Below are 11,847 nucleotides of genomic sequence, written 5' to 3'. Positions count from 1 at the left end.
GGCATTTGCCCGTTTATGGTGATGTTCTCAGGGGTCTTTTAAGGCATGGCAGAAAAAAAGAGTGCGAAAAGGAATCGTCGCGAAGAAATCCTGCAGGCACTGGCGCAGATGCTGGAATCCAGCGATGGCAGCCAGCGCATCACGACCGCCAAGCTGGCGGCGAATGTTGGGGTATCTGAAGCGGCCCTTTACCGGCATTTTCCCAGCAAAACCAAGATGTTTGACAGCCTGATCGAATTTATTGAAGACAGCCTGATTACGCGCATCAATCTGATACTAAAAGACGAGAAAGAGACGCTGCCGCGTCTGCGTCTGATTACCCAGTTAATCTTGGGCTTTGGTGAGCGTAATCCAGGTTTAACGCGCATTCTGACCGGTCATGCGCTGATGTTCGAACAGGATCGTTTGCAGGGGCGGATTAATCAGCTGTTTGAACGTATCGAGGTGCAGCTGCGCCTGGTGATGCGCGAAAAGAAAATTCGTGAGGGTGAAGGTTTTGCCACCGATGAAGCACTGCTGGCCAGCCAGCTGCTGGCGTTCTGCGAAGGGCTGCTGTCGCGCTTTGTGCGTTCAGAGTTCCGTTATCGTCCGACCGTTGACTTCGACGTGCGCTGGCCGCTACTGGCCGCTCAGCTGGTGTGACATTGTGGGTTGATCATAAGGGCCGATCGAAAAAGAAGATCGGCCCCTACAGAAACACTTAAATACCAAACTCGCTGCGGTACTCGCGCACCGCCACCAGGTGGTCGGCCAGTTCCGGCTTCTCTTCCAGATAGGCAATCAGCTCTTTCAGCGTAATAATTGAAATCACCTTGCAGCCGTAATCGCGCTCTACTTCCTGAATCGCAGAAATCGCCCCGCGCCCGCGTTCCTGGCGGTCTAACGAGATCAGTACGCCTGCCAGCGTGGCACTGTTTGCCGCGATGATCTCCATCGACTCACGGATGGCCGTTCCCGCGGTGATCACGTCATCCACCAGCATAATTTTTCCCTGCAGCGGGCTACCCACCAGCGTGCCGCCTTCGCCGTGATCTTTGGCTTCCTTACGGTTAAAGCAGTAAGGGACATCGCGGTCGTGGTGATCGGCCAGCGCCACCACGGTGGTGGTAGCAATCGGAATACCTTTGTAGGCCGGGCCAAACACCAGGTCGAAATCAATACCGGAATCGACCAGCGCCTGAGCGTAGAAACGGCCCAGCAGGGCAAGATCGCGCCCGGTATTGAACAGGCCTGCGTTAAAGAAATAAGGGCTTTTGCGCCCTGATTTCAGCGTGAACTCACCAAACTTCAGCACCTGCTTGTTGATGGCGAATTCGATAAATTGGCGCTGCCAGGCTTTCATGTCGTGTTCCTCAATTTTCAGGCAAGAAAAAGGCGACTGCGAAGTCGCCTGAAAAATTTAGTTGGATAACGCCGCTTTCTGCGCCGCGACCAGGGTATCAATACCGCCTCGCGCCAGCGCCAGCAGCTTGAGCAGCTCGTCGTGGCTGAACGGTTCGCCTTCTGCGGTGCCCTGCACCTCAATCATGCGGCCATCTTCGGTCATCACCACGTTCATATCGGTTTCCGCCGCGGAGTCTTCCACGTACTCGAGGTCGCACAGCGCTTCGCCATTAACGATACCGACGGAAATCGCCGCGACCATGCCTTTCATCGGGTTGGCTTTCAGCTTACCGATGGCGACCAGATGATTCAGGGCATCGGCCAGCGCCACACAGGCGCCGGTGATGGATGCGGTACGGGTACCGCCATCGGCCTGCAGCACATCGCAGTCGAGGGTAATGGTAAATTCACCCAGCGCTTTCAGGTCAATGGCTGCACGCAGCGAGCGGGCGATCAGACGCTGGATCTCCAGCGTACGTCCGCCCTGCTTACCTTTAGCCGCTTCACGCGCGTTACGGCTGTGGGTCGCGCGTGGCAGCATGCCGTATTCGGCGGTGACCCAACCCTGGCCCTGACCTTTCAGAAAGCGCGGCACGCCTTCATCAATGGTGGCAGTACACAGCACTTTGGTATCACCGAATTCAACCAGCACAGAGCCTTCTGCATGTTTGGTGTAATGACGGGTCAGGGTGACAGGGCGCACCTGCTGTGCGCTACGGCCTGATGGACGCATAGTATCTCTCCGGCTAGCTAAACATTATTGACCGCGCATTATACGGATTTCGCAGGGGAATGCCTAACGCGCTGGAAATGACCGCGCGGGTTATGCAAAACGCCGCTATTTAAGCACTAAAACAGCAAGATAGTCGGCGGCAGGATGTAAAAACGCCGTAAATGTGGCTAAATACGTCTCTTTTCTTCTCCCGCATACCGGACTTTTGTATGACCTCTGTTTTCCATTTTATTTTAGCGCTGGTGGTCATTGGCTGCCTGGCGCTGCTGTTCAGCAACGATCGTCGTAAAATCCGCCCGCGCGTGCTGCTACAGCTGGTGGTCATTGAAGCGCTACTGGCCTGGTTCTTCCTGCACGCCTCCGCCGGGTTGAGCATCGTCACCGCCTTTTCCGGCTTCTTCGAAGTGCTGCTGAAGTACGCGGCTCAGGGCACCGATTTTGTTTTCGGCGGCATGGCAGCGCAGGGCATGGCGTTTATCTTCCTCGGCGTGCTGTGCCCGATTGTTTTTATCTCTGCGCTGATCGGTATTTTGCAGCATGTGAAAATCCTGCCGGTGCTGATTAAAGTGGTCGGCACTGCACTGTCTAAAATCAATGGCATGGGCAAGCTGGAGTCGTTCAACGCGGTCAGCACGCTAATCCTTGGCCAGTCGGAAAACTTTATCGCTTACAAAGGTATCCTGGCAGAGATTTCACAGCGCCGCCTTTACTCTATGGCGGCGGCGGCAATGTCCACCGTTTCGCTGTCGATTGTTGGCGCGTATATGTCGATGATTGAACCGCGCTATGTGGTGGCGGCGCTGATCCTCAACATGTTCAGCACCTTCATTATTCTGTCGATTATCAACCCGACGCCGGTTGGCGACGAGCCGGAAATCCGCCTGGAGAAGCTGCACGAAGATCAGAGCTTCTTCGAGATGCTCGGCGAATATATTCTTGCCGGTTTCAAAGTGGCGATGATTATTTTGGCGATGCTGATCGGCTTTATTGCGCTGATTGCGGCGGTGAATGCACTGTTCTCCACGCTGTTCGGCATCAGCTTCCAGCAGATCCTTGGCTATGTCTTCTGGCCGTTCGCCTGGCTGATTGGCATCCCGGCGGCGGATGCGCTGCCGGCCGCCAGCATTATGGCCACCAAGCTGGTGACCAACGAATTCGTGGCGATGATTGAGCTGAAGAAGATTGCGGCTGAGCTGTCTCCGCGCGGGCTGGGGATCCTGTCGGTGTTCCTGGTCTCCTTCGCCAACTTTGCCTCTATCGGCATCGTCGCCGGAGCCATTAAGGGGCTGAACGAGCAGCAGGGCAACGTGGTGTCGCGCTTCGGCCTGAAGCTGATCTACGGCTCGACGCTGGTCAGCCTGCTGTCGGCAGCCTTCGCCGGTCTGGTTCTGTAAGCGCTATCCGGGCGCAGCCAACGCGCCCGCAGCGTGAAGAGTGAAGGGGATTTAAAATGCCACGCAGGCCGGAGCATCCACCCGCATTACCGACTCCTGCGCGAAGCGCTGTTTATAGATCGCCCGCAGCGCTTCAATACTCTGCTCACTGGCCTTATCCGGGCTGTGGATCAGCATCAGCGCTTTGCTGCTTTCGCGCGCCAGCTTGCCATCATTGCCCAGCCACTGCCCTTGCGCCGCAAATACCGTCAGCCCGTCTTTGAAGCGTGGCGTCACTTCGCCGTCAACAAAACCCTGCCATTCTGCCTCTGAGATTGCGGCACCCTGCGGGCGGTTGAGGCCAAAGTAAAGTGTGGTCTGCGTCATGACATCACCCAGCGCGCAGGCGGCGGCGGGCGGCATGACGGCCTGACGTGCCGGAGTACTACAGCCGGTAAGCGCCAGCAGTATCAGGGAAGAGAGGATAAGACGCGGTGCCATGGGTGCTCCTGCTTTTTATTGTCTGAGTTGTCATCATCTTAAGCTGTGAGCGGCAAAACGTCAGCCAAAACACCGTCATTTGAGCGAATGCCTGTTAAGGCAGCGCCTGCGCCGCTATAATCCCTGCATCTTTTATCTCTATAACGGTACGCAAAATGATCCGCAGTATGACCGCTTACGCCCGGCGCGAAACCAAAGGCGAATGGGGCAGCGCAGCCTGGGAGCTGCGTTCCGTCAACCAGCGCTATCTTGAAACCTACATCCGTCTGCCGGAGCAGTTCCGCGGGCTGGAGCCGGTTATCCGTGAACGCATCCGCAACCGTCTGACGCGTGGCAAAATCGAAGTTAACCTGCGTTTTGATGCTGATCCAAGCGCGCAAAGCTCGCTGGTGCTGAACGAGAAGCTGGCCGTGCAGCTGGTGCAGGCGGCTAACTGGGTGAAAATGCAGAGCGACGAGGGTGAAATCAACCCGGTTGATATTCTGCGCTGGCCGGGCGTGATGTCCGCTGAAGAGCAGGATCTGGATGCGATCTCTGCCCAGCTGCTCAGCGCGCTGGACACCGCTATCGATGAGTTCATTACCGCCCGCGAAAGCGAAGGTTCGGCGCTGAAAGCGCTGATTGAGCAGCGTCTGGAAGGCGTCAGCGCCGAGGTGCTGAAGGTGCGCGCCCATATGCCTGACGTACTGAAATGGCAGCGTGAACGCCTGCTGACTCGTCTGGAAGAGGCCCAGGTACAGCTGGAAAATAATCGTCTTGAGCAGGAGCTGGTGATGCTGGCCCAGCGCGTTGATGTGGCTGAAGAGCTGGACCGCCTGGAAGCGCACGTGAAAGAGACCTATAACATCCTGAAGAAGAAGGAGGCCGTAGGTCGGCGCCTCGACTTTATGATGCAGGAGTTCAACCGCGAGTCGAACACCCTGGGGTCTAAATCGATCAATGCCGAGATCACCGCGTCGGCGATTGAGCTGAAAGTGCTGATTGAGCAGATGCGCGAACAGATTCAGAATATCGAGTAATTTGCCGACACGATTGACGGTGAAATATCACTAAGCTCGCCAACTGGCGGGCTTTTTTTTTCAGAAGATGGGGACCGCGTTTAGCGCTTTTCCTTTTAGCGGTAGGCACCCAGCGCGCCACAAGGTAAACTATCCCCTTATTTTATTATGGATTTAATTGAGGCTAACCCATGCAAACATTACCTCCCTGCCCAAAGTGCCACTCAGAATATAGCTGGCAGGATGGCGCCATGTTGAACTGTCCGGAGTGCGGCCACGTCTGGGCTGAAGGCGCGCAGGACGCGGCGGAAGAGAGCCTGGTGGTGAAAGATGCCAATGGCAACCTGCTGGCCGACGGCGATAGCGTCACGGTGATTAAAGATCTGAAGGTGAAAGGCAGTTCCACGCCGCTGAAGATTGGCACCAAAGTGAAAGGTATCCGTCTGGTGGAAGGCGACCACAATATCGACTGCAAAATCGATGGCTTTGGCCAGATGAAGCTGAAGTCCGAGTTTGTCAAAAAGAACTGATCCCTGCCGGTAGCCCCGCGCTACTGGCCTCTTTCCCCTGCCCGGTTTCCTCAAAGCCTGCGAAGCTGCTAGTATCAAAACGCATCATAAGTTTGCGTTAAGGGCGTACGGCGCTCAACGGACCGACTCAGGACACCCCAGGGGGAAGAGTGAATAAGACGATAGGCGTGTTCTTTCCGCTGTATACCACCACACTATTAATGCTGCTCGGTTCCGGGCTGCTGACCACCTATGTTTCTCTGCGACTGACCTCTATCCATGTCTCCGGCGGCCTGATCGGGGCGATTATCGCTGCGAACTATATCGGCCTGGTGATTGGCGGTAAGGTTGGGCACTTTTTTATCTCCCGTGTCGGGCACATTCGTACTTATGTCTCCTGTGCCGGGATTATTACCGCGGCGGTACTGGCCCACGGTCTGACGGAGTTTATCCCAGCCTGGGTAGGTCTGCGTCTGATCATCGGCATGTGCATGATGTGCCAGTATATGGTGCTGGAGAGCTGGCTGAACGATCAATCGGAATCCGACCAGCGCGGCAAGGTGTTTGGCTGCTATATGGTGGCAACCTATCTCGGCATGTCGCTCGGCCAGGTCGTGCTGATGTTGCAGACCGATCTTGGCCTAAGCACGCTGCTGCTGATTGCGCTCTGTTTCTCGCTCTGCCTGGTGCCGATTGCACTGACCACCCGTACTCATGCTCGCCAGCTGTCGCCGGCTCCGATGGAATTACGCTATTTTATCGGCGCCATTCCTAAGGTGCTGTTCACCACGCTGGCGATTGGTATGGTGGTCGGATCGTTCTACGGTCTGGCGCCGGTGTATGCCAGCCAGCAGCAGCTGACCACCAGCCAGACCGGCCTGTTTATGGCCATCGCGATTTTCGCCGGGCTGGTGGCGCAGTTCCCGCTCAGCTGGCTGTCCGACCGCTATAACCGCACCCGCCTGATGCGCCTCAATGCCGTTGTGCTGATCATCGCCGCGCTGCCGCTGGCAGTACTGCCACATATCACCTTCCCGCTGCTGCTGGTGCTGGGGTTTGTGGTCAGCATGCTGCAGTTTTCCCTTTATCCGCTGGCGGTCGCGCTGGCCAATGACCTGATTGAACCAGAGCGCCGCGTGTCGCTGGCCGCCTGTTTGCTGATGGCCTTTGGCGTGGGTGCCAGCATTGGTCCGCTGGTGGTGGGCTTACTGATTGAGCCGCTGGGGGCCAATACGCTGTATGCCTTCTTCGCCCTGTGCGGCCTGTTGATTGTTGCTCTGAGCAGGACGGTGAAACAGGATGAAGCCCAGTTTGTCGAGGATGCACCGGTGCCGCATATCGTGATGGCGGATAGCCTGGTAAGTTCTCCACTGTCACCGGCTCTTAATCCGGCCTTTGACGAACAGATGATTGAAGAAACTATGCCCGCGATCGACAGCGAACCGGTTGAAGAGGTAGCAACGGAGAGCGAAACCCAGCAGGGGGCCGATCCCGATGAAGAAACCGGGCTGAAGAAAGCCTTTGAGAAGCTTTGAGTCAGCCAATTTTGGTTTTTTCAGGCAGAGTGATGGGGGGTGCAGACCTGCTACCCCTCATCAACCATTTCATCTCCTGCGTTTTGCACTCTTTTACCGCTGCGGATAACCGATATCCAACAACGAATAATGTCGGAAAAAACTGATAAACCTTTAATTTTATTCTGTATCAAATGGCAACTTACTAACGTTATTTTCCAGTAAATTTTAGCGCGATTAAAAAAACGGCCTCAGATTAAACCTTGCGCATAGGCAAAGCGTATCAGTTCAATATTTGAAGAAATACCAAGCCGCCGCATAGCATTATACTTCTGCGTAGATATAGTGCTGATTGTTCTGTTCTGCCGCCGGGCAATTTCTGCCAGCGAATAGCCTGAAGAGAATAACCGCACGACTTCTAACTCCTTAGGCGTGAGGGTAGTACCCCGATCGTGATTTTTACCCGGTTCAGCTTTGAGATAATCCAGCGAAGATGAAAAGTAGAGCCCACTCTGCATCATCACATGGTGGCAGGCAGTGAGCGTCTCTTCGATATCATCTGACTTACTGACTATTGATCTTACACCATAATCACATGCCTTCCTCAGAATCGCAGTATTTCCCAGAGAGGTCAGCAAAACCACCTTCACATCAGGAAAGCGGCCACTCAGAGCACGCAGTTTGGAAAATCCATCCAGCGTCGAGTTTTCGTTTCCCAGAGAAAAATCAGTAATGACGATATCCGTTCGATTGTTGGCCAGCGAAGCTAATAGCTCTTTGCCACACAGAGACTCATTGGTAACCTGATAGCGAGAGTCGTTAGCAAACAACATCTTTAACGAATGCAATATATGCGGATGATCGTCAGATATGGATACCGTGTGCCTGTGATGCATGTGCCCTCCTTGATTTTCACAAATACAAACAGGGCTAATATACGATCGATTAACAGACTAAGAAAACAAAATATTCTTTTTTCTCCTTAAAGTTAGAGCTTGTAAGAAAGTGACATAAAATTTATTTAGAACATAATAGAAAATTCAGGAAATTTAATAGCGGCATTATTTTATAAAGTGAAATGGGTTAGGTGCAGCACTCTCTAAAATCCCTGTACTGAAAAGGGCAGGCAGGGTTTAAAATCAATGGACGGAATAATGAATAAATAATATATTTCTTGCCTATTATTGCTAATTAACATCCTGCGTACGCTGTACATGCAAATGAGAGTGAAGCCCTATTGCGCCAGGACGTTTTACTCAGATAAAAGCAAGCCCCTTAAGCATCTTGCCGTTTGACAGGCGATCCCTTAGGCTTGCCGCCTGTTTTCAGGAGCTGGCTATGTTACTCACTGTCCTTTACATCATCGGTATTACAGCAGAATCCATGACCGGAGCGCTGGCCGCTGGCCGCCGCAAGATGGATATGTTTGGCGTGATTATTATTGCTTCCGTGACGGCGATAGGCGGTGGTTCTGTGCGCGATATGCTGCTCGGCCACTATCCGCTTGGCTGGGTGAAGCATCCTGAATACATCATGATAGTCGCCGCCGCAGCGGTGGTGACGACCCTGGCGGCGCCGCTGATGCCGCACCTGCGCAAAGTCTTTCTGGTGCTGGATGCACTGGGATTAGTGGTGTTTTCAATTATCGGAGCGCAGGTGGCGTTGGATATGGGCCACGCTGGCATTATCGCCGCGATCAGTGCCGTGGTCACCGGCGTCTTTGGCGGCGTGCTGCGCGACATGTTCTGCAACCGCATCCCGCTGGTATTTCAGAAAGAGTTATATGCAGGTATCGCTTTTGCCTCCGGATGGCTCTATATCCTGCTGCTCAAAACGGCCCTGTCGATGGAGACGGTGATCATCATTACCCTCCTGGCTGGCTTTATCGCGCGCCTGGGTGCACTGCGCTTCCGCCTTGGTCTGCCGGTATTTAACTATCCCCATGACGACCACTAATCCCCACGCAGATTAAGACCTTCAATGAGCTGCTGCACTTCGCGCTGCTGCAAAAAGGCGCGAATAGTATGGGCCAGTTTAGTACCAACCCCGGGCAGCTGCTGCCACTCTTCCACGCTATGCGACAGTAACTGCTGCCAGCTGTCATCAGGTAGCGCACGCAGCGCCCCTTCCGGGATCGGAACGCCCAGCGCCCGCACCCAGCGTTTAAACGGCAGCTGGCGGCTGAGCCGGAACTGCTGCCAGAAGAAGCGCGCTTTGGGCTGACCGATGCCGGGTATGTCTTCAAGCTGCTGCTGCGACAAGGCCAGCCAGGAGAGCAGATGGGTGAGGTGCCCGGACTGGATCAGCCGCTGCCAGTTTTGCCGCCCCATCCCCGTCAGGTTCAGGGCCGTGCTGCTGCTTAACCACTCCAGCCGTGCCAGAAACTGCTGACGGCACGCCGGGCTGAGGTGAAAACAGCTGACCATAGAAAAGCGCCCGGCATCGGGGGGCTGCGGATAGTCGCGCTGCGCCACTCGCCATACCACACTGTTGAGGCGCGGGATCCCCTGCCCGGCCAGGCTGAGGCTGACCTGATCCCCCGCAATCACATCGCGCTCACGCCAGCGCGCAACGGGCCCGATGCTAACCCGGCTGACGCGTTTATCATCCAGCTGTACGGGTTGCAGGTGGAGTACCGTGCTGATTTTACCGCTGCGCCCGACGGTGAATTCCACTGAGCGCACTTCGCTGGTGACTTCAGGTGGCGGATATTTCCAGGCAATGGCCCAGTCCCCCAGCTCGGGCAGCCAGCTTTTTCCCGCCAGCACCGGCATGCTGTGTACCACCACCCCGTCCGTCACAAACGGAAGCGCGCTGTGGAACCAGCGCTCGCGCCAGCCTTCAACCTCATCAGCATCTTGTACCTGCCGCGTCCAGCTGCGGATAGCAGGAAATCCCGCACTTTCCAGAGCGTCCAGCCTCTGTTGCAGCAGCCCTGGGCCATCTGGCCATGCCCAGACAAATAGCCCAACGCGCTGCAGTAAAGATGAGGGCTGTTTTGCCATTAATGCTCCAGCCACCTGCGAACGGGCATTTTTCCCGCCGTCACGACCCTGCTGGTGATCGGTCATCTTCAGGTAAAGCTCGCCCTGGAATACCTGCTGCCCGGCATTCAGCGTAATAGATTGTGGGATCGCGGGGATCAGGCGCGCTTTCGCCGTCCAGTCCTCCCCCTGCATACCGTTGCCGCGGCTAACCATCCGGGTCAGTTTTCCCTGACGATAGACCAGGGTTACCGCCACCCCGTCGACTTTAGGCTGTACCCACAGGCCGTGACGGTTCTCCATCCAGCGCGCCACCTCGGCTTTGCCCGCCAGTTTTTTTACACCGACGTGGGCAACCGGATGGCGCACTTTACCATCGGTCATCAAAACAGGCTGACGGCGATCGCTGGCGGGATGAAAGCAGTGCTGCCACTGCTGTAGCTTGCCCTGCAATGCATCATAACGTTCATCGGTCACGCTACTCTTACCCTGACGGTAGTAGGCGTCATCCCAGTGCGTGAGCTGTGCTGCCAGCCGGGTCATCTCCAGATCGGCCCGCGCAGGCGACCATACCGGGCACTGTGCCGCCAGCACCGCGCTGTATAACCCAATGGCTAAAATGAGGTAGCGCATCCCTGTCTCTCCTGCTTTCCACTTATACCGCTGAACAGTAAAGCGTGCGGGTCGGGGATTAGCGAGTGGCATAGTCAGATTATGGAAAGCCGCTCCGGAACAATTCAATGCAGCCGACATCGGGCTACAAAACGCCGTGCAGCGCTTTCCATTTCCTCAGAAAATCCCCTGGATCATCGCCTAAACGCTGCATCACGCCCTGCACCTGTGTATACTGTGCAGGAAGTAGACTCCGCTTTATTGGCATATCAAGAATAATCATGGCTCAAGGCACGCTTTTTATTGTTTCCGCCCCAAGCGGCGCGGGTAAATCCAGCCTGATTCAGGCGCTGTTAAAAACGCAACCGCTGTACGATACCCAGGTATCGATCTCCCACACCACGCGTGGGGTACGGCCGGGCGAAAATCATGGTGAGCATTATTACTTTGTGAACCACGATGAGTTTCGTTCCATGATTGAGGAAGAGGCGTTTTTAGAACATGCCGAAGTGTTCGGTAACTATTACGGCACTTCGCGTAAAGCCATTGAACAGGTGCTGGCAACCGGCGTTGATGTGTTTCTCGATATCGACTGGCAGGGTGCTAAACAGATCCGTGAGAAAATGCCGGCAGCACGCAGCATTTTCGTGCTGCCGCCGTCGAAAGACGAACTGGACCGCCGCCTTCGTGGCCGTGGTCAGGACAGCGAAGAAGTGATTACTAAACGTATGGCCCAGGCTGTTGCTGAGATGAGCCACTACGCCGAATACGATTATTTAATCGTGAATGATGATTTCGACCTGGCATTGTCCGATCTGAAAACCATTATTCGCGCTGAGCGTCTGCGTATGGGCCGTCAAAAAGCCCGCCATGATGCATTAATCAGCAAACTATTGGCAGACTGAGGGTAACTCAGTATGATGCCCAGTCATTTCGTCACCACCCGTGGAGTATCACACTTATGGCACGCGTAACCGTACAGGACGCAGTAGAAAAAATTGGTAACCGTTTTGATCTGGTTCTGGTAGCAGCACGCCGCGCTCGTCAGATGCAGGTTGGTGGTAAAGATCCACTGGTCCCGGAAGAGAACGACAAATCTACCGTTATCGCGCTGCGCGAAATCGAAGAAGGCCTGATCACCAATCAGATCCTCGACGTGCGCGATCGCCAGGAGCAGCAAGAGCAGGAAGCCGCAGAATTACAGGCTGTGACTGCTATCGCTGAAGGTCGTCGTTAATCA

At 55.1% G+C, this 11,847-nt stretch carries 13 protein-coding genes; 8 read left to right on the top strand and 5 right to left on the bottom strand.

Annotated elements, in window-relative coordinates:
- Positions 1 to 45 precede the first annotated feature (45 nt).
- A complete protein-coding gene (gene slmA, locus J2Y91_RS08375; RefSeq protein WP_099755044.1) occupies positions 46 to 642 on the top strand; it encodes a nucleoid occlusion factor SlmA in 597 nt (198 codons plus the stop codon).
- A gap of 58 nt (positions 643 to 700) precedes the next feature.
- Here slmA and pyrE read toward each other — a convergent pair whose 3' ends face one another.
- A complete protein-coding gene (gene pyrE, locus J2Y91_RS08370) occupies positions 701 to 1,342 on the bottom strand; it encodes an orotate phosphoribosyltransferase (protein ID WP_133622322.1) in 642 nt (213 codons plus the stop codon).
- Positions 1,343 to 1,399: 57 nt separating this feature from the next.
- Positions 1,400 to 2,116 carry a ribonuclease PH gene (gene rph / locus J2Y91_RS08365; RefSeq protein WP_048914223.1) on the bottom strand — a complete coding sequence of 239 codons (717 nt, stop codon included), beginning with the start codon at positions 2,114 to 2,116 and terminating at the stop codon, positions 1,400 to 1,402.
- Between the two features lie 209 nt (positions 2,117 to 2,325).
- On the opposite strand from rph, the gene J2Y91_RS08360 reads away from it, so the two are divergent.
- Positions 2,326 to 3,510 (top strand): NupC/NupG family nucleoside CNT transporter, encoded by a 1,185-nt coding sequence (locus J2Y91_RS08360; RefSeq protein ID WP_133622323.1) that lies wholly within the window; start codon positions 2,326 to 2,328, stop codon positions 3,508 to 3,510.
- A gap of 51 nt (positions 3,511 to 3,561) precedes the next feature.
- On the opposite strand, the gene J2Y91_RS08355 is transcribed toward J2Y91_RS08360, so the two are convergent.
- Positions 3,562 to 3,990, bottom strand: a complete 429-nt coding sequence (locus J2Y91_RS08355; RefSeq protein ID WP_133622324.1) for a DUF3574 domain-containing protein — start codon at positions 3,988 to 3,990, stop codon at positions 3,562 to 3,564.
- 155 nt (positions 3,991 to 4,145) lie between these two features.
- On the opposite strand from J2Y91_RS08355, the gene J2Y91_RS08350 reads away from it, so the two are divergent.
- From J2Y91_RS08350 to J2Y91_RS08340, 3 genes are all read left to right on the top strand, one after another.
- Positions 4,146 to 5,009, top strand: a complete 864-nt coding sequence (locus tag J2Y91_RS08350; protein WP_048914220.1) for a YicC/YloC family endoribonuclease — start codon at positions 4,146 to 4,148, stop codon at positions 5,007 to 5,009.
- A 170-nt stretch (positions 5,010 to 5,179) separates the two neighbouring features.
- Positions 5,180 to 5,518 (top strand): zinc ribbon domain-containing protein YjdM, encoded by a 339-nt coding sequence (locus tag J2Y91_RS08345; RefSeq protein WP_048914219.1) that lies wholly within the window; start codon positions 5,180 to 5,182, stop codon positions 5,516 to 5,518.
- A 149-nt stretch (positions 5,519 to 5,667) separates the two neighbouring features.
- A complete protein-coding gene (locus J2Y91_RS08340; protein WP_048914218.1) occupies positions 5,668 to 7,032 on the top strand; it encodes an MFS transporter in 1,365 nt (454 codons plus the stop codon).
- Positions 7,033 to 7,262: 230 nt separating this feature from the next.
- Here the strand turns inward: J2Y91_RS08340 and J2Y91_RS08335 are convergent, their stop codons facing one another.
- Positions 7,263 to 7,907, bottom strand: a complete 645-nt coding sequence (locus tag J2Y91_RS08335) for a response regulator (protein ID WP_048914217.1) — start codon at positions 7,905 to 7,907, stop codon at positions 7,263 to 7,265.
- A 442-nt stretch (positions 7,908 to 8,349) separates the two neighbouring features.
- Between J2Y91_RS08335 and J2Y91_RS08330 the strand changes: the two genes are divergently transcribed.
- Entirely contained in the window at positions 8,350 to 8,967 is a 618-nt protein-coding gene (locus tag J2Y91_RS08330; RefSeq protein ID WP_048914212.1) for a trimeric intracellular cation channel family protein, read from the top strand.
- Here the strand turns inward: J2Y91_RS08330 and ligB are convergent.
- Positions 8,964 to 10,628 carry an NAD-dependent DNA ligase LigB gene (ligB, locus tag J2Y91_RS08325; protein ID WP_133622325.1) on the bottom strand — a complete coding sequence of 555 codons (1,665 nt, stop codon included), beginning with the start codon at positions 10,626 to 10,628 and terminating at the stop codon, positions 8,964 to 8,966. The genes J2Y91_RS08330 and ligB overlap by 4 nt on opposite strands.
- Before the next feature lie 260 nt (positions 10,629 to 10,888).
- Here ligB and gmk point away from each other — a divergent pair, with 260 nt between their 5' ends.
- Both gmk and rpoZ read left to right on the top strand, forming a co-directional pair.
- Positions 10,889 to 11,512, top strand: coding sequence for a guanylate kinase (gmk, locus tag J2Y91_RS08320; protein ID WP_048914210.1), 624 nt, complete (start codon positions 10,889 to 10,891; stop codon positions 11,510 to 11,512).
- A 56-nt stretch (positions 11,513 to 11,568) separates the two neighbouring features.
- Positions 11,569 to 11,844, top strand: coding sequence for a DNA-directed RNA polymerase subunit omega (rpoZ, locus tag J2Y91_RS08315; RefSeq protein WP_016191359.1), 276 nt, complete (start codon positions 11,569 to 11,571; stop codon positions 11,842 to 11,844).
- The last annotated feature ends 3 nt before the right edge of the window (positions 11,845 to 11,847 follow it).

Source organism: Erwinia aphidicola, assembly GCF_024169515.1.
Taxonomy (GTDB): Bacteria; Pseudomonadota; Gammaproteobacteria; order Enterobacterales; family Enterobacteriaceae; genus Erwinia; species Erwinia aphidicola.
This window is presented reverse-complemented; position numbering and strand designations above follow the sequence as displayed.

What these genes read in the sequence shown, in the direction of transcription:
- J2Y91_RS08345 (WP_048914219.1), top strand. Translation starts at nt 5,180, where the DNA reads ATGCAAACATTACCTCCCTGCCCAAAGTGCCACTCAGAATATAGCTGG.
- ligB (WP_133622325.1), bottom strand. Translation starts at nt 10,628, where the DNA reads ATGCGCTACCTCATTTTAGCCATTGGGTTATACAGCGCGGTGCTGGCG.
- rph (WP_048914223.1), bottom strand. Translation starts at nt 2,116, where the DNA reads ATGCGTCCATCAGGCCGTAGCGCACAGCAGGTGCGCCCTGTCACCCTG.
- J2Y91_RS08330 (WP_048914212.1), top strand. Translation starts at nt 8,350, where the DNA reads ATGTTACTCACTGTCCTTTACATCATCGGTATTACAGCAGAATCCATG.
- J2Y91_RS08360 (WP_133622323.1), top strand. Translation starts at nt 2,326, where the DNA reads ATGACCTCTGTTTTCCATTTTATTTTAGCGCTGGTGGTCATTGGCTGC.
- J2Y91_RS08335 (WP_048914217.1), bottom strand. Translation starts at nt 7,907, where the DNA reads ATGCATCACAGGCACACGGTATCCATATCTGACGATCATCCGCATATA.
- gmk (WP_048914210.1), top strand. Translation starts at nt 10,889, where the DNA reads ATGGCTCAAGGCACGCTTTTTATTGTTTCCGCCCCAAGCGGCGCGGGT.
- pyrE (WP_133622322.1), bottom strand. Translation starts at nt 1,342, where the DNA reads ATGAAAGCCTGGCAGCGCCAATTTATCGAATTCGCCATCAACAAGCAG.
- slmA (WP_099755044.1), top strand. Translation starts at nt 46, where the DNA reads ATGGCAGAAAAAAAGAGTGCGAAAAGGAATCGTCGCGAAGAAATCCTG.
- rpoZ (WP_016191359.1), top strand. Translation starts at nt 11,569, where the DNA reads ATGGCACGCGTAACCGTACAGGACGCAGTAGAAAAAATTGGTAACCGT.
- J2Y91_RS08350 (WP_048914220.1), top strand. Translation starts at nt 4,146, where the DNA reads ATGATCCGCAGTATGACCGCTTACGCCCGGCGCGAAACCAAAGGCGAA.
- J2Y91_RS08355 (WP_133622324.1), bottom strand. Translation starts at nt 3,990, where the DNA reads ATGGCACCGCGTCTTATCCTCTCTTCCCTGATACTGCTGGCGCTTACC.